The 15,612-nt window shown below is 61.0% G+C and carries 21 protein-coding genes; 7 read left to right on the top strand and 14 right to left on the bottom strand.

Annotated elements, in window-relative coordinates; genetic code table 11:
• Positions 1 to 133: 133 nt before the first annotated feature.
• Entirely contained in the window at positions 134 to 415 is a 282-nt protein-coding gene (locus tag JF539_RS13225) for an antitermination protein (RefSeq protein WP_207141142.1), read from the bottom strand.
• Between the two features lie 433 nt (positions 416 to 848).
• Here JF539_RS13225 and JF539_RS13220 point away from each other — a divergent pair, with 433 nt between their 5' ends.
• Positions 849 to 1,448: a hypothetical protein gene (locus JF539_RS13220; protein ID WP_207141141.1), complete on the top strand. Its 600-nt coding sequence runs from the start codon at positions 849 to 851 to the stop codon at positions 1,446 to 1,448.
• Positions 1,449 to 1,521: 73 nt separating this feature from the next.
• On the opposite strand, the gene grxD is transcribed toward JF539_RS13220, so the two are convergent.
• The 3 genes from grxD to purL all read right to left on the bottom strand — a co-directional run bounded on the left by grxD (position 1,522) and on the right by purL (position 4,440).
• On the bottom strand, positions 1,522 to 1,854 hold the full coding sequence (gene grxD, locus JF539_RS13215) for a Grx4 family monothiol glutaredoxin (RefSeq protein WP_207141140.1): 333 nt from the start codon (positions 1,852 to 1,854) through the stop codon (positions 1,522 to 1,524).
• A 111-nt stretch (positions 1,855 to 1,965) separates the two neighbouring features.
• Complete coding sequence (locus JF539_RS13210; protein WP_207141139.1) at positions 1,966 to 2,199, bottom strand: BolA family protein; 234 nt, start codon at positions 2,197 to 2,199, stop codon at positions 1,966 to 1,968.
• A 42-nt stretch (positions 2,200 to 2,241) separates the two neighbouring features.
• The gene (gene purL, locus JF539_RS13205; protein WP_207141138.1) at positions 2,242 to 4,440 is read right to left on the bottom strand and encodes a phosphoribosylformylglycinamidine synthase subunit PurL; all 2,199 of its coding nucleotides are present in this window, start codon (positions 4,438 to 4,440) and stop codon (positions 2,242 to 2,244) included.
• Between the two features lie 212 nt (positions 4,441 to 4,652).
• Here purL and JF539_RS27905 point away from each other — a divergent pair, with 212 nt between their 5' ends.
• Complete coding sequence (locus JF539_RS27905) at positions 4,653 to 5,138, top strand: MarR family winged helix-turn-helix transcriptional regulator (RefSeq protein ID WP_207141137.1); 486 nt, start codon at positions 4,653 to 4,655, stop codon at positions 5,136 to 5,138.
• The gene (locus JF539_RS13195; RefSeq protein WP_207141136.1) at positions 5,113 to 5,787 is read left to right on the top strand and encodes a class I SAM-dependent methyltransferase; all 675 of its coding nucleotides are present in this window, start codon (positions 5,113 to 5,115) and stop codon (positions 5,785 to 5,787) included. The genes JF539_RS27905 and JF539_RS13195 overlap by 26 nt, the downstream gene beginning before the upstream one ends.
• Positions 5,788 to 5,802: 15 nt before the next feature.
• Here the strand turns inward: JF539_RS13195 and JF539_RS13190 are convergent, their stop codons facing one another.
• The 3 genes from JF539_RS13190 to JF539_RS13180 form a co-directional block, all read right to left on the bottom strand.
• A complete protein-coding gene (locus JF539_RS13190) occupies positions 5,803 to 6,786 on the bottom strand; it encodes a calcium/sodium antiporter (RefSeq protein WP_236042483.1) in 984 nt (327 codons plus the stop codon).
• 63 nt (positions 6,787 to 6,849) lie between these two features.
• Positions 6,850 to 7,371 carry a hypothetical protein gene (locus JF539_RS13185; RefSeq protein ID WP_207141135.1) on the bottom strand — a complete coding sequence of 174 codons (522 nt, stop codon included), beginning with the start codon at positions 7,369 to 7,371 and terminating at the stop codon, positions 6,850 to 6,852.
• A gap of 81 nt (positions 7,372 to 7,452) precedes the next feature.
• A complete protein-coding gene (locus JF539_RS13180; RefSeq protein WP_207141134.1) occupies positions 7,453 to 8,961 on the bottom strand; it encodes a PLP-dependent aminotransferase family protein in 1,509 nt (502 codons plus the stop codon).
• A 102-nt stretch (positions 8,962 to 9,063) separates the two neighbouring features.
• Here JF539_RS13180 and JF539_RS13175 point away from each other — a divergent pair, with 102 nt between their 5' ends.
• Positions 9,064 to 9,303, top strand: a complete 240-nt coding sequence (locus JF539_RS13175) for a DUF1127 domain-containing protein (protein ID WP_207141133.1) — start codon at positions 9,064 to 9,066, stop codon at positions 9,301 to 9,303.
• A gap of 234 nt (positions 9,304 to 9,537) precedes the next feature.
• Here the strand turns inward: JF539_RS13175 and JF539_RS13170 are convergent, their stop codons facing one another.
• Complete coding sequence (locus JF539_RS13170; RefSeq protein WP_207141132.1) at positions 9,538 to 10,074, bottom strand: peroxiredoxin-like family protein; 537 nt, start codon at positions 10,072 to 10,074, stop codon at positions 9,538 to 9,540.
• A 111-nt stretch (positions 10,075 to 10,185) separates the two neighbouring features.
• On the opposite strand from JF539_RS13170, the gene JF539_RS13165 reads away from it, so the two are divergent.
• Positions 10,186 to 10,989 (top strand): AraC family transcriptional regulator, encoded by an 804-nt coding sequence (locus JF539_RS13165; protein WP_207141131.1) that lies wholly within the window; start codon positions 10,186 to 10,188, stop codon positions 10,987 to 10,989.
• 22 nt (positions 10,990 to 11,011) lie between these two features.
• Here JF539_RS13165 and JF539_RS13160 read toward each other — a convergent pair whose 3' ends face one another.
• The 6 genes from JF539_RS13160 to purC form a co-directional block, all read right to left on the bottom strand.
• The gene (locus JF539_RS13160) at positions 11,012 to 11,266 is read right to left on the bottom strand and encodes a DUF2164 domain-containing protein (RefSeq protein ID WP_207141130.1); all 255 of its coding nucleotides are present in this window, start codon (positions 11,264 to 11,266) and stop codon (positions 11,012 to 11,014) included.
• Between the two features lie 39 nt (positions 11,267 to 11,305).
• Positions 11,306 to 11,971, bottom strand: coding sequence for a phosphoribosylformylglycinamidine synthase subunit PurQ (purQ, locus tag JF539_RS13155; protein WP_207141129.1), 666 nt, complete (start codon positions 11,969 to 11,971; stop codon positions 11,306 to 11,308).
• Positions 11,972 to 11,982: 11 nt separating this feature from the next.
• Entirely contained in the window at positions 11,983 to 12,090 is a 108-nt protein-coding gene (locus JF539_RS27710) for a phosphoribosylformylglycinamidine synthase-associated small membrane protein (protein ID WP_207141128.1), read from the bottom strand.
• Positions 12,091 to 12,107: 17 nt separating this feature from the next.
• Positions 12,108 to 12,347, bottom strand: a complete 240-nt coding sequence (gene purS / locus JF539_RS13145) for a phosphoribosylformylglycinamidine synthase subunit PurS (RefSeq protein WP_207141127.1) — start codon at positions 12,345 to 12,347, stop codon at positions 12,108 to 12,110.
• A gap of 109 nt (positions 12,348 to 12,456) precedes the next feature.
• Complete coding sequence (locus JF539_RS13140; protein ID WP_207141126.1) at positions 12,457 to 12,996, bottom strand: hypothetical protein; 540 nt, start codon at positions 12,994 to 12,996, stop codon at positions 12,457 to 12,459.
• 101 nt (positions 12,997 to 13,097) lie between these two features.
• Complete coding sequence (gene purC, locus JF539_RS13135; RefSeq protein WP_207141125.1) at positions 13,098 to 13,862, bottom strand: phosphoribosylaminoimidazolesuccinocarboxamide synthase; 765 nt, start codon at positions 13,860 to 13,862, stop codon at positions 13,098 to 13,100.
• Between the two features lie 308 nt (positions 13,863 to 14,170).
• On the opposite strand from purC, the gene JF539_RS13130 reads away from it, so the two are divergent.
• Together JF539_RS13130 and JF539_RS13125 are read left to right on the top strand one after the other, a co-directional pair.
• Positions 14,171 to 14,494 carry a DUF1476 domain-containing protein gene (locus tag JF539_RS13130; RefSeq protein WP_207141124.1) on the top strand — a complete coding sequence of 108 codons (324 nt, stop codon included), beginning with the start codon at positions 14,171 to 14,173 and terminating at the stop codon, positions 14,492 to 14,494.
• 226 nt (positions 14,495 to 14,720) lie between these two features.
• The gene (locus JF539_RS13125) at positions 14,721 to 15,506 is read left to right on the top strand and encodes an HpcH/HpaI aldolase family protein (RefSeq protein WP_207141123.1); all 786 of its coding nucleotides are present in this window, start codon (positions 14,721 to 14,723) and stop codon (positions 15,504 to 15,506) included.
• The last annotated feature ends 106 nt before the right edge of the window (positions 15,507 to 15,612 follow it).

The following is a 15,612-nucleotide window of genomic DNA, read 5'->3' as shown; positions in this document are numbered from 1 at the left end:
GAGGGGGGGGCACGTTCACTCAGAGGCGCTGTTCCATAGGGCAGTTGATGGCTATGCGGACAAATTCGCGGCCGGAACAAGCGCCGCTTCCAACAGCATCCGAACGTCAAGGGTCTGTCCGGCTTGTCGACCCTCAGCGAACGGTGTTGCCGCCCTGGAAGCCGCCCATGGGCTGATTGCGGACCAGGATAACCAGTCCCTTTTCGCTGGGCAGTGCGTCCTTCAGGGCCACGCCGCCATAGTTGGCGCAGAGTTCCTCGGCACTCTTGTACCGGGAGGGGATGAACATGGTGATGGCCTGGCAGTCGATCCGTCGCAGTTCGCTATCGGTCTTTGCGCCGCCCGAAAGGGCAAGGCCCACTCCGGTCAGAGCCAGAGCGCATGTGGTTGTCGTCGCTACTGCAAATTTCTTCATAATCCCCGGTCCCATTTCCCGGCCCGTCCTTTGGGCCGTGCGATATGGTCGGAAAATGGCGGAACACACCTGTACTCACCCTGAAATCCGCATTCACCTTGCGTTCAGCTTAGGTGATTCGGCACATTTTGCCGAGTGCACGCCCCAATTTGGCCGGATTCGATTCGGCTAAACCTTGGATAAGCTGCGCGCCACGTTCTACCGCCCGGCACAGATCTGCCGTTACGGAAAACTTGAGACATAACTTCGGCGGCAGAGATCCGGTCCCGATCCTTGACAGATCCCCGTTCGCCGGGTCGTTATTCAGGTGTCCTCCTTTCTCCTGCGACCTTTTCAGAACACGACTTCGGATATGATCATGTTTTTTCGAAAGACCTGCGGCCTTCTTCTTTGCGTGGCTCTGCTTTGTTCCCTCCCGGCTTCGGCGCAACAAATGAGCGGCACGGTGAAATTCAATCTGCTTTCCGTTGAGGGGCTGGTCGTCGGCAAGACCGTCCGGGTTGATGAGGCCTTCGCCAGCCGCCACGGCCTTGCGGTGCCGGCGCCGTTTTCCTTTCTCGTTCCGACGGAGGACGACGTCGTCGTCCTGATGGATCAGGCGCCAGGGCGGGGAAGCGCGTTCGTCAAGCTGAATTTCATCACCAAAGACCGCAAGCTGATCGAGAACATCCAGTTCGTTCCGATGACACTGAAGCTGGCGACGACGCAGGAGCGCCTGAACGCCGTCGGCCGTCTTCTCGCCGGGACTGCATTTCAGCGAGCGGTCGCCAATCACGCCAAGCCGACGCGCGACCTGGTTCGGGCCGTCAGGATCGGCGACTACAACGGCGTGGAAGTCATCGGGAGCTACGAAGACGCGGTCGAAGGCAAGATGTATCTGCGAATCGTCGGAATATTGAACCCGAACTCGAGAGACGGGATCGTGGCGATCGCCAATGTGGTGGCGTCGCGTCTGGACCTTCCGGCTCCAAACGATTTTCCGCGAACGCGGGGCGGCGTGTTGCTGAAAAACTTCAGGTTTCTCGACGAATAGGCTGCGACGGGCCGAACGAAAAAGGGGCGGATAATCCGCCCCTCGTCATCTGGTGTTCTTAAGGAGTGTCCGTTCAGGCGCTTTTCTTGGCGTCGATGCCTTTTTCAGAGAGCAGCCCCTGGAGTTCCTCGTTCTGGAACATCTCGCGGATGATGTCGCAGCCGCCGACGAATTCGCCCTTGATGTAGAGCTGCGGAATGGTCGGCCAGTTGGCAAAGTCCTTGATGCCCTGACGCAGATCGTCGTCTTCCAGAACGTTGATGCCTTTGTACGGTGCGCCGACATAGTCGAGGATCTGAACGACCTGACCGGAGAACCCGCATTGCGGGAAGTTCGGCGTGCCTTTCATGAACAGCACCACGTCGTTGGTGTCGACTTCGTTCTTAATCCAGTCCTGGATGCTCATTTATCCGTCCTTTGTGTCTGGTTCCGCCGGTCTTCCGTCTTGTGTGGCGACTTGCGGCGGGAATTTCAACTTCACATGTGCCTGGCGCGGCACCATGTCAATCCGGCGCGGTCAGTCCGGCGCCCTGGTTTGAAGCGCCAGGGCATGCAACGCCCCTCCCATGTTGCCCTTCAGTGCCTGGTAGACCAGTTGATGCTGTTGTACGCGGCTTTTGCCGCGGAAGGCTTCCGAGACGACGTTCGCCGCATAATGGTCACCGTCACCAGCCAAATCCCGGATCTCCACCTGAGCGTCGGGCAGAGCCGCCTTGATCAGGGTTTCGATCTCATTCGCGTTCATCGGCATCGTGCATCGGTCCTTTTGTCAGGTTCCTGTAAGACAACCGTCTCAGGCAGTTGCCATGTAATTCGGAAACCAATTCTCGTGTGCTTTTTTCAAGTTTGCAACGGATATGGTGAGAACCCCCTCAACAGTCAAATCCGTGCCGCCCGTGGTGCCGATTTGTTGAACGTCGATGCCCGCGTCGAGGATGTCTTCCTGAACCGCTTCGAGCTTGTCCTGCGCGACCGAGATAACGTAACGGCCCTGGTCTTCCCCGAACAGCGCGGCATGGGCGGTACCCTCGATTCTGACCGTGGCGCCGATCCCGCCGGCCATCGCCATTTCCGCGAGCGCCACGCCGAGACCGCCGGACGAGATGTCGTGGACGGCGGTCAGCCGTGCGGCGCCGATCAATTGCCGGACAAGGGTGCCGCGGCGTTTCTCCGCAGCCAGATCGACCGGGGGCGGGGCGCCTTCCTCGCGGCCGAGAATGTCCGCCAGGTACTGGCTGGCGCCGAGATGGGTGCCAAGCCCGCCGATAACAAGGATCGCGTCGCCTTCGTTCGCAAATGCCGTGCCGGCGCGCACGGTGACGTCCGGCAGGAGACCGACACCGCCGATGGCGGGAGTCGGCAGGATCGCTTCACCGTGGGTTTCATTGTAAAGCGACACGTTGCCCGAGACGATCGGGAAGTTGAGTTCACGGCACGCTTCGCCGATGCCTTTGATGCAATGGACGAACTGGCCCATGATATCCGGCTTTTCCGGGTTGCCGAAATTCAGGTTGTCGGTGGCCGCCAGCGGTTCGGAGCCGACGGCGGTCAGGTTGCGCCAGACTTCGGCGACTGCCTGCTTGCCGCCCTCGAACGCGTCGGCCTCGCAGTAGCGGGGCGTAACGTCGACGGAAAAGGCGAGGCCCTTTCGGGTGCCTTCGACGCGGATCACGCCGGCATCGCCGCCGGGAGAGGCTGCCGTATTGCCCTGGATCAGGGTGTCATACTGTTCGTAGACCCAACGGCGGGAGGAGCCGTTGGCGTTGCCGATCAGGGTCAGGAGCGCTTCGGCGTAATCAGTGGGCTCGGCAACTTCGGAGGCGGACAGGACAGGGCGCTTCTCCGGTTCGATCCACGGACGATCATATTCCGGGGCTTCGTCGCCCAATTCCTTGATCGGCAGGTCGGCGACGACATCGCCCTGGTGTTTGACCACGAAGCGCAGGGTGTCGGTGGTGACGCCGACGATTGCGAAGTCGAGGCCCCATTTCCTGAAGATCGCCTGGGCTTCATGCTCCTTTTCCGGGCGAAGCACCATGAGCATGCGCTCCTGGCTTTCCGACAGCATCATTTCGTAGGCGCTCATACGCTCCTCGCGCACGGGCACCCTGTCGAGGTCGAGTTCGATGCCGAGATCGCCCTTGGCGCCCATTTCCACGGCCGAACAGGTGAGGCCGGCGGCCCCCATGTCCTGGATGGCGATGACGGCGCCTGTCTCCATCAGTTCCAGGCAGGCTTCCAGAAGGCACTTCTCGGTAAACGGATCGCCGACCTGAACGGTCGGACGTTTTTCCTCGATCGTGTCGTCGAATTCCGCCGAGGCCATGGTTGCGCCGCCGACCCCGTCGCGGCCGGTCTTGGCACCGAGATAGACGACCGGCAGGCCGACCCCCTTGGCTTCCGACAGGAAGATCGCGTCTGTTTTCGCCAGACCGGCGGCGAAGGCGTTGACGAGGCAGTTGCCGTTGTAGCGGGCATGAAACTCCACTTCGCCGCCCACGGTCGGCACACCAAAGGAATTGCCGTAGCCGCCGACGCCGGAAACGACACCGGAGACAAGATGCCGGGTGCGGTAGTGATCGGGTTCGCCGAAGCGGAGCGCGTTCATGGCGGCCACGGGCCGCGCACCCATTGTGAAGACATCGCGCAGGATGCCGCCGACCCCGGTCGCGGCCCCCTGATAGGGCTCGATGTAAGACGGGTGGTTGTGGCTTTCCATCTTGAAAACCACCGCCTGCCCGTCGCCGATGTCGACCACGCCGGCGTTCTCGCCCGGCCCCTGGATCACGCGCGGGCCTTCGGTCGGCAGTGTCTTCAGCCATTTCTTGGAAGACTTGTAGGAGCAGTGCTCGTTCCACATGGCGGAGAAGATGCCGAGCTCGGTGAAGGTCGGCTCGCGACCGATAAGTTCCAGAATACGCTCGTATTCGTCCGGCTTCAGGCCGTGGGAGGCAATCAGGTCGGGCGTGATCTTGATGTCGTTCGGGATCATGACGTTCCGGAGTGTTTGGGCCGCAGTGTTCGGGCCGCTGTGTTTGAGCCGCTGTGCTTGCGCCACCCGATAGAGGCGGCTTTGAAGCCGCCGTTTAGCAGATTGTCCGGAAAATGGGGAGAGCAAGGCAAAAACTTTGTGGAGGACAAACGCAATTGACAGCCTATCTGTCAAAATCTATATGACAGATAGGCTGTCAAATTGGAGGGTGCATGTCCGAACCGTCTGAAATCGAAGTCGCGGCGCTGCGGGACCTCATTGTCGAAGTGCGCAGGACCTTTCGCGCTCTGGCCGGACTGTCCGACCGGATGCTGGAAGACTGCGGCCTGACGGCTTCCTTGCGGGCCGTCCTGGAGTTTCTGACCGAGGAGGGGCCGAGCCCGGTTCCGAAAATGGCTGGGGCAAAGGCGATGACCCGCCAGTCGATGCAGGCACTGGTCGACCGGCTGGAAAAGATGGGGCTGGTCGAGAGCCTCCCCAATCCCGAGCACAAGCGGTCTGTTCTGATTGCCCTGACGGATGGGGGCAGGGACCTGTTCCAGGCGATCCATGAAGAAGAGGGGAAGCTTCTGCGGCAGATTTCGCGCGACTGGAGCGACGGGCGTCTGCGGGAGACTTGCCGAACCCTTCGGGCGTTTCAAACGAGATTGAACAATCTGGAAGGCAAGACCGATGCGGAAGAGCTCGAAAGCAACTGACGATCTGGACAGTGGGAGAAGAGCGGTTCCCGCCTATCAGAAAGCCATCGTCGGCCAGTTCAAAAGGCCTCATGGGGTTTTGGGAACGGTGGCCGGCTGGATCATGGCCAATCGCGAATCCAATATCGGCCGGAACAAGTGGACGGTCGGACTCCTTGCGCTGAAGCCTGGTGCGGAGGTGCTGGAGATCGGCTGCGGTCCGGGGATCGGGGTCAAGGCCGTCCTGGAAACGATCGAGGGTGTGCACGCTACGGGCCTCGATCATTCCTCGCAGATGATTGCCCAGGCTGCGAAAAGGAACGGAGAGGCCCTGAAGGCTGATCGGCTGGACTTGTTTGAGGGCGTCCTGGCGGACCTGCCGGGAGACCGGCGCTTCGACGCGGTATTCAGTTGCAACGTCCTGCAATTCGTCGAAGAGCGGCAGGCGTTTCTGCACGAGGTCCGGAGGCGCCTGAAACCGGGGGGCACCTTTGCGACCACCTTTCAGCCGCGCGGCCGATGCGCGACGGCCAGGGACGGCAGGGCCTGGATTTCCCGTTTCGCGGAGGACCTTTGCCGGGCCGGCTTCCAGGATGTCGATGTCCGGGAGGAACCCTTCGGGGACATGCCGGCCTTTTGCGCGCTGGCGGTGGAACCCGGTCCTTCGTGACCCGCGGTCGTTCGGTCAGACCAGGGCATTAAAGGTCACGATCCCCGCATAGCCGGCAAAGGCGATCAGCATCAGAGCGGCTTCCTTGCGGCAGATCCGCCAGCCGCTCATGGAAGAGACGATCAGCGCCAGGGTGGCCGCCAGCATCACCCATATGTCGAAGCCGGCAATTTCGCCCGGGACCTGCAAGGGGGCGAACGCCGCCGTCACGCCGAGAATGCCGAGGATGTTGAAAAGGTTCGAACCCAGGATATTGCCGAGCGCGATGTCCGTCTGCCGTCTGAAGGCGGCAATGACGGAGGTCACCAGTTCCGGCAGGGACGTTCCGACGGCCACGACGGTAACCCCGATCACGGCGTCGCTCACACCTGCAGCCGCGGCAAAACTGGTTGCGCCGGTCACCAGGAAATGGGCGCCGCCGAGGATCATCGCCAATCCGCCGAAAGCCAGGAGCAGGTTGAGCAGCAGACCGGACGCGGCCGGTTGCGCGGTGACGGATTGCGCCTCGCTGCGGTGGAGCTCGGCGGATGGGGTGTCCTGGCCTTTTTCCATCCGGTAGGTGACGACGAGATAGACTGCAAGAGCGGTCAGAAGGGCGATGCCTTCCAGGCGGCCGACGCTTCCCGAAAGCGCAAGGGCGGCAAAGGCGATGGCGGCAAGCGCGTTCGCCGGCCCGTCGCGCAGGAGCGCGGCCGGTTTGACCGCGATCGGACAGATCAGCGCGGACAGGCCCAGGATGAGCAGGATGTTTGCGATATTCGATCCGGCGACATTGCCGACCGCGATGCCGGGCGAGCCGTTCATGGCGGCAAGAAGGCTTGTCATGAGTTCCGGCGTCGACGTGCCGAAGCCGACCAGCACCAGCCCGATCAGAAGTTCGGAGATGCCGAAGCGCTGGGCCAGTCCAACGGACCCGCGCACGAGGATATCGCCACCGGCGACCAGCAGGACTAACCCGAGCAGAATTTCAATCGCGACCATTTTTTCGGAGACCTTCAAAGGAGGTTCCCGCCAAATGGGGATTGGGGCCCCGCCGCACAATAGGTGCATCTGGGATCGGGATCACCTGAATTTCCCTTTCGGTCCTGGTGTCAGGTCCGGGTTGGGGAAATAACCGGGCCCGATCGTCAGCGGTTTGGAAGGCATGGCTTTCGGGACAACCGTGCTTTTCAACACCTTTTCATGGCGTTCGATCTCCCGGCCGGTATGCGGGTCGATCACCCGCAGCACGGCGGCGTAGCTGTGCTGCGCTTCGACACCTGACAATGAAGGCGTTTCGAAGCTGTAGGTGCGTCTCGCATGGGAGACCGCTTTTTCGATTGAGATTGTGCCGCCGGCGGGGTTTTCAAATTCCGCGACAAGACGGGTGCCAAGCGGCAGGGGCTTTTGCAGTCCGACGGTGATGCCGCTGCGGATGTCGGCAATGCGGTAGTTGTAAATAAAGCCGCCGCCGGTGATTTCCGCATAGTCGGCTTTCGAAAGGATGGCCTGGTTATAGCGGTAGACCGTGCCAAGCACGACGGTGCAGTAGAGAAGCAGGGCAGCGCCCGTAAGCTTGATCCAGATCGGCGTGGAATGCTTCATCGTGCGCGGCCTCCGGAGAGCACATGCACGAGTATGGCAGGGGAAAGGGCCCGGACCAAGCCCGTCGAAACACGGGAAGCCTTACTCGAAACTGTCGTAGCAGGCCGTGCCGTCTTCCAGGAGGTTCTTCAGCGCGATGATGCCGTCCTCGGTCTCCCCACGGGTCAGCGGGTTGGTGATGCCGATGCGCACGCGGTGATAAACCTTGTCCGACCGGCCGGGTTTGAACTCGTCTTCGTCATCGACAAGGACGTTGGAGGCCGCCGCCGCGGCCTTGAAGGTGCCGGAAAGCCAAGGGTCGGGAACCTTCAGCCAGAAGAACGGGCAGTCGGGGGCCGTTTCCCGTTCGAACGCGCCGAGGTGTTTTTGCACGAGGCTCTGCCGGGCGGCGATTTCCTCGAGGATCTTCCCACGGAAGCTTTCCGCCGTGCCGGTGAGCACGAGACGCGCGGAAAGTTCGGCCAGAAGGAACGAAATGCCTCCGGTCAGCATCTTGTGCGCCGTATAGAGCCTTTGCGCATGCGGCGTGGGGCTGGAGACCCAGCCGCCGCGAACGCCGGCGGTGGCCGACTTGGACAGCGATCCGACGTGAAAGGTCCGTTCCGGAGCGAGGGCGGCCAGGGGTGTCAGCCCGGTTTCCCTGAGGGAGCCATAGACCTCGTCCTCGATGATCCAGAGATTATGCTGCCGTGCGACGGCGACGATCTCGGCGCGCCGGTCCTCGCCCATCAGTCCGGTTGTTGGGTTGTGCATGGACGGCATCACGAACAGGAGTTTCGGATGGCGCTGCGCGCAGACCCGGGCAAGGTCGTCGGGGAGGGGGCCCTGGTCGTCCCGCTCAATCTGAACCGGCCTGCGCCCCGTCAGGGCGGCGCCGCGCGCGATGGAGCTGTAGGTCAGGGTCTCGAAAGCAACCTGGTCTCCGGGGGCCGTGGTCGCCGCGACGATCGCCATGATGGCGGCCTGCGCGCCGGTGGTGGGAACGATACTGCCGGCGTCAGGTTGCCAGCCGCTTCGTGACAGCCATTTTTGCCCGGCAATGCGCCAGCTGTCCGGCACGTCGCGGGTGTAGCTGGCGATTTCGTGCGGCGTGTCGCGGGTTATCGCGGTGGTCAGTTCGCGGATAGCTTCGGCCTGACCGATTTCCGGCGCGGAGGTGCTGTCGAAGCGGATGGCCTCCGGGGCCGGCACCGATATCCGGGTGCCCGCAAAGGCCGTGTCGGACGGAGCCTCCATTGCGCCTTGAACCCAGGACACAGCGCGTGTCCCCATTGGTCCGGCACCCGTCCCCGTGGTGTCGCGGGTGAGATCCGGTTTCGCATCCTCCACCAGGGCGGTCTCCGCGCGGCTGCCCAGGACATAAGTGCCCCGGCCGACCTCTCCGCTCACAAGGCCTCGCTGCCGTGCGACGGCATAGGCCCGGCCGACGGTACCGACCGTGACGCCAAGGTCATAGGCCAGATCGCGTTGCGGAGGCAGTTTCACTCCGGCGGGCAGGGTTCCCGTGGCGATGTCCTCAGCGATCCGGTCAGCCAGCCGGACATAAAGCGGACCCTGTCCCTCGGGAAGTGTTGGATGCCAATTTGTCATGGTGACAATTTAATATATTGCATCCAAGATTGAGTCAATTCATATGATTGGTGCGATACAATGCGTGGCGATGGTGCATTGTCACCCTTGAAAGGAAAGAAAATGAGTTCAATAGAAACAATCGGCGGGAGTGAATTGTCCCGTTTCCGGTTCAGGCGCAGCCTTCTTCGGTCCCTTTTCAACCGGTTGGCCGTGTGGTCCCGGACGCGCCAGACCCGCAGGCAGCTAAGCGATTTGTCGGATGCTGCCCTGAAAGATCTGGGCCTGAGCCGGGAAGCCGCGCTCCAGGAAGCCACGCGTCCTTTCTGGGATATCGATACGCGCTACAGAGGCGGGCGTTGATGCCGGTGGCCATGTATCGGCGGCGCAACTCCCGGATCGCGCTCTCTTAAAACAGGCGATTGTGTCTGGTTTGGGAGGCGTGGCCGAGGCCTTCGCCGCCAGAACAAGCCAACCGCCTGTTTTGAAAGAGCGCGATCGGATCGTGGGGTGCCGCAGGCGCCTCATGAAAGATGCCGGGCACGATGCAGCCCGTGCCCGGCATTTTTTCGAAAATAGACGTCGTTGCATGAAGCCCTAGACGGTCCCGGTATACTCCCCGCGTGCCGGGTAGTCGTTCTTTTGAACGAAATCGAGCGCGCCGACCATTTCCGAAAAATGCGGCCGTACGAACGGCATGGTCTGCACGGACGCGAAGTAGAGTGTGCCGTCAGGCCTTACCAGGAAGACACCCGGTTCGGAAAAGAGTGCCGGTTCCTCGATGCCGATGGAGGTCTTGCCCCGGCTGGTGGAAATGAAAAGACCCCAGTCCCGGGCGACGGTCAGAGGCAGGCCGTAGCCGAAGCGCAGGTCAGGCTGGGCGACCTTTTCCGCCATTTGCCGGGTCCTGTCCGCGTCGTCCGAGGAAACCGCGATCGTCTTTACGCCCTTCTGGGCGAAGTCGGCCGTCAGGCGTCCGAGTTCCTTGAGGTAGGTTGCGCAGATCGGGCAATGAAGGCCGCGGTAGAAGACGACCAGCGTTGCGAAATCCGCTCCGTCTTCGGATAGATCGAAGAGGCCGGAGGATAGTGTTTCAACCTTGAGTGACGGGACCGGTTGGCGTGGGATGAGCATCTTTTTTCCTGGGTTCGAAAGGGAAAGGACTTCACTTTTTGCCGTGAATGCCTTTAAGGTAGTGAACGATCTACGCATAAACATCCTAAAAATATGATCAGGAGTACGGAAGTGTCCGCCCCTTACCGAGTGTCTTTCAGCGGCAAGCTGGATCGGCTGTCGTCCTTGATCGACCGGTTGCGGGTCCAGGTGGTCAATGCGATGACCGGTGGCAATGACACGGATAACGCGAACCTGAAGGTGTATCGAAACGGTGGCGGCGAACTGCGGCTGGTGTTTTCGCCTATAAGCGACGACGGCGCCGGGGACTTTCCCCAGATGAGGCCCGTGCCGGACGAGGCGGTGCTCGTGGCGGCGCATATCAGGATTTCGGGTATCGGCAAGCACCTCGTCAATGCGCTTCCGGATTGCCTGTCGGTGTCGCTGAGCGAGGAGCCCTATCTGACCGCGGTTGTCATGCCGCTGATCGAGGAGGTGACCACGCCGCGCTGCGGCGGGCAGGCGGCCTTTCAAAGGCTGTGCGAAGTGGTGGTGATCCGGCTGTTGCGTCATGCCCTTGAACAGGGGCAAGCGGATACGGGGCTTCTGAGCGGTTTGGCGCACCCGCGCATCGCGGTCGCGCTGGTTGCCATTCACGAAGCGCCGGGGGAAGCCTGGACGCTTGAAAAGCTGGCCTCGACAGCCGGCATGTCGCGCACGCAATTCGCCGTCACCTTCAAGGACCTCGTCGGCGAAACACCGATGGGCTATCTCTCCAACTGGCGGCTCGATATCGCCAGGGCGGAGCTGGAAACGGGCCGTCAGGTGAAGATCGTCGCGAGCCTGTGCGGCTTCGCCAGCCCGGCGGCGTTTTCCAGAGCCTATTCAAGACGTTTCGGACACTCACCTAAAAAGCGGGGCAACGAGGCAGCCTGAGCCGGGCACGCCTCACTCCTGCTTACCCTCTGTCGTCGGGCTTGCGCTCCAACGCGTAAATCTCGTCGACGATGTCGTCGGCCTTGCGTGCAAAGAGAGCCTGAGCGTCCTTCAGGCCGAGATTGTAGTAATGGGCGCCGAGCGTGCCGCTCAGAAAATCGATCAGGAACCCGGCGTCCATGTTGCCGATCTCAACGTCCAGTTCCTCGTCCATGAAGCGCTGGATCTGGCCGGCGAGACGGGTTCTCGTGTCCTTGTCGAGTTCGAAATCGCTCATGTCCGGCTCCTTTAACCGTGCTCCGGAAGAGCGGGAGTGTCAGGCCGCGTCAAGCAGGCTTTCGAACAGGAGCCGGCCGTCGAGACCGCCGTGGAGCGGTTCCACCAGGTTTTCCGGGTGGGGCATCATGCCAAGCACGTTGCCCTTCTCGTTCATGATGCCGGCGATGTCGTTGATCGAACCGTTCGGGTTGGTGCTATCGGCGTATCGGAACACGACCTGGCCGTTGTCCTCGATCCGCTGCAAGGTATCGGCATCGGCGAAGTAATTGCCGTCGTGATGGGCAACCGGGCAGCGCCAGACCTGGCCTTTCCGGAACTTTTCGGAAAAGCGGGTCGCGGTGTTGACCGTTTCCAGCAGGACTTCCCTGCAGACGAAAGTCAGGCCCGCGTTGCGCATCAGCGCTCCCGGCAGCAGTCCGGCTTCCGTCAGGATCTGGAAACCGTTGCAGACCCCCAGCACCGAAACGCCGCTGTCGGCCTTGGCGACAAGGTCCTTCAGGATCGGCGAGCGGGCGGCGATCGCGCCGGAGCGCAGGTAATCGCCGTAGGAAAAGCCGCCGGGCACCACCACCAGATCCACATCCGGCAGGGTGCTTTCCGTGTGCCAGACATGCTGCGGGCGCGAGCCGGTGATCAGTTCCAGGGCGTGGAACATGTCACGGTCGCGGTTGGAGCCTGGAAAAACGATGACGGCGGTTTTCATGGAGCTAGACCCTAAAGCAGAACGAGAACGGCGATCACGGCCGCCACGGCGGGCAACAGAATGAAGATCGCCGCCTTGACCGCCATGAAGCTTATGGCCTTGCGGGTGTCCTCGTCCAATGCCTTCGCCTTTATGTTCAAGCGATTTCGATCGCGTAATTCTCAATGACGGTGTTGGCGAGCAGTTTTTCGCACATCTGCTCAAGTTCGGCTTTCGCGGCGGCCTGATCGGTTCCGCTCAGCTCGACGTCGAACACCTTGCCCTGGCGGACGGATCCGACATCGGAAAAGCCGAGACCGCCGAGAGCGCCTTCGATGGCTTTTCCCTGAGGATCGAGGACACCGTTTTTCAAGGTGACGATCACGCGTGCTTTCATGAGTGTGGTTCCCGCTACGGACCGCGACACTGGCGGTGACAAACAGATTGGGCTCCCCATACACGAGGAGCCCAAAAAGCGAAAGAGGTCTGACGGGAAAAGCTGGGATTTACGGAATGCGTTTTATCGACGTCGCACCCATGTATTTACTGAAATAACTGTTGGCGAGGCCCTGGCTGCGTGCAAGTGCGAAGAGGGCGGATGCACGGTTGTTCTGCACGATCAGGCGGCCCTTGGCGTAGACCCGGCCACTGCGGGTGGGCACATAACCAGCGAAATCGAGGCCCGCATAATCCTTGCGAACGATGCGCCTCGTCGCCCGAAGTTTCCACTGTCCCTTGGAAGCTATGGTGTAGACATTACTGATGGCATTGAAGAGCTCAGGCGAAAATTCGTTGCTTTTGATGGCTTCTTCGAAGTTGCCTCTTATCCGGATCGGGCCATAACCGATGGCCCGGTCGGATTTGCAGCGTGGGACATGACAGACGTAACCCGTGATGCCGTTCGCGGTTCTCTTGGTCCAACCGGAGGGCGCGTAGCTCGTCTGGATGCTTCCAGGCTTCAGCCCCGAGGTCTGGCAGGCAGATAGCAGGCCGCAAACAAGCAGCAGTGCAAGGAATTTCAAAAAACCAATTGAACGAATAAACATGACACCCCCCTCATTTTTAACAGGGGGATTGTTAGTGTGCTGTTGGGAAGCTCACAATCCTTGCGCTAGAAATGCGCGCAAGGATTGCGGGGTGTGTTGCGTTACTGCACCAGTGTCGGGCCGGAGCCGGCCGGGCGCTCGTTGGCGACCATGATGCCGAGGCGCTTGGCAACTTCCTGGTAGGCTTCCAGCATGCCGCCCATGTCGCGGCGGAAGCGGTCCTTGTCCATCTTGTCGTTGGTCTCTATGTCCCACAGACGGCAGCTGTCGGGCGAGATCTCGTCGGCGACGACGATGCGCATCATGTCGCCCTCGAACAGGCGGCCGCATTCGATCTTGAAGTCGACGAGGCGGATGCCGGCGCCGAGGAACAGGCCGGTGAGGAAATCGTTGACTCGGATGGCCAGCGCCATGATGTCGTCGAGCTCCTGGGGCGTGGCCCAGCCGAAGGCTGTGATATGTTCCTCGGCGACCATCGGATCGTCGAGTTCGTCGTTCTTGTAGTAGAACTCGATGATGGAGCGCGGCAGCTGCGTGCCTTCCTCAAGGCCGAGGCGCTTGGAGATGGAGCCGGCAGCGACGTTCCGCACGACCACTTCCAGCGGGATGATCTCGACTTCGCGGATCAACTGCTCGCGCATGTTCATGCGGCGGATGAAGTGGGTTGGAATGCCGATGGCATTCAGATTGTTGAAAATGAACTCCGAAATCCGGTTGTTGAGCACGCCTTTGCCGTCAACAATCTCGTGTTTCTTGTTATTGAAGGCGGTGGCGTCGTCCTTGAAGTGCTGGACCAGGGTACCCGGTTCCGGACCTTCGTAAAGGATCTTGCCTTTCCCTTCATAAATGCGCCGGCGGCGGTTCATGGGCTATACCGTATCGTTTTTTAGAGAAACCATCGGAAGGGTCATTGCTTACCTTGTCCTGGTTCCACCGGGACTTCCGTCGACCGGCGGGCGCGTTGAGGCGGCAAACCCTAATTTGCGGCGCGGAACTTACCCGAAGCCGAACAAAAGTACAATCTTATGTTTCCGGGAGATCCGGCGCTTTGTTATGCTTTTGGCGCAAGCGTGAAGGTACTGCGTTGATTTGCTGGCCTTGCGGGGATATGCAAGAGGCCAAATCGCCCCCATATGGGGGGAAGTGCATCAGCGCAGTTCAGGAGGCAACGAGAATGAGCACGTTCGACAAGCGCGAGCAAGGGTTTGAAAACAAGTTCGCGCATGACGAGGAGCTGCGGTTCAAGGCGAACGCGCGGCGCAACAAATTGCTGGGACTTTGGGCTGCCGGCCTGCTGGGCTATGAAGGCGAAAAGGCCGACGAATATGCCAAGGAAGTGGTCCGGGCGGATTTCGAGGAGCCGGGCGACGAGGATGTGTTCCGCAAGATTCGCGCCGATCTGGATGCCGGCAACGTCGACCAGTCCGATCATCAGATTCGCCGCACCATGGAAGAGCTGATGGCCGAAGCAGTCAAACAGCTTCAGAACGAAGGCTGAGCGTTCATCAACGCCTCATCGCGTTTCGAAAATGAACCCGCCGTCCCCGGCGGGTTTTTTGTACCTTGTCAGATCGGCAAAATTTTCTCTCAAGGCGGACCGGTTGCCGGGGAAAGAGGTTGCCGAAGATGCGAATTCGCGAGATGGACACTTGCACCCGCACCGTTCTTGCGCCTTTGATGGGGGAACACCGACGACGATTGGTGCACTATCGGGAGGCTGTCACTTGAACGAGAAAACCACCCTGGCCGACAAACTGCGGTCCGGAAAACCGGCGATCACGGGCTGGTCCTTCGTCGCCGCGCCGCTGGTGCCGGAACTTATGGCCCGGTCGGGCTACGAAGCGGTGACCGTCGATCTGCAGCATGGCATGCACGATTTCGCTTCGGCCTGCGAGTCGCTGCCTTTGATCGCTCTTGCGGGAGCGCACCGGATCGTGCGCATTCCGGTCGGAGACAATGCCATGGCGGGCCGGCTTGCCGATATGGGGGCCGAATGCCTGATCGCGCCGATGATCAATTCAAGGCGCGAAGCGGAAGATTTCGCCCGCTCCGTCAAATATCCGCCGCAGGGCGATCGGAGCTGGGGGCCGTTCCGGGCCGCCATGCTGAGCGGCCAGACAAGCGAGCAATATCTGAAGGCGGCCAACGCCCAGACGCTTGCCATGGCCATGATCGAGACCCAGGACGCCATCGATGCGCTGGACGAAATCCTGGCGGTGCCGGAACTCGATGGCGTTTTCGTGGGACCGAGCGACCTGTCGCTTTCCCTGAGCAAGGGCGGCGCGCTCGACCCGAATGGCGAGGGGACCGCGAATGCCTGCGGAGAGATCGCGCAACGGGCGATTGCCGCGGGCAAACTTGCCGGGATCTTCTGTCTGAGCGCAGACAAGGCGGACGAAGCGGTCCGTCAGGGCTTCAGGTTGATCAACTACGGTCTCGACACGATCTTCCTCGATCACGCCGCCCGCGCGGCGCTCAAGGAAGTCGAAGGCCTGAGCGGTCCCGATTGAAACAGGTTCGCGACCATGGCTTGTTCTTTCTTGCCTTGAGTTGACCTGGGTCAAGGACATAGAATTCATTTATTCGAATATCGGCAAGTATTGACTTGCGACGGTT

This window comes from Roseibium aggregatum, from assembly GCF_017309185.1.
In the GTDB taxonomy this organism is placed as follows: Bacteria; Pseudomonadota; Alphaproteobacteria; order Rhizobiales; family Stappiaceae; genus Roseibium; species Roseibium aggregatum_B.
The sequence above is the reverse complement of the archived record's forward strand: the minus strand, read 5'-3'. Positions and strand labels throughout refer to the sequence as shown.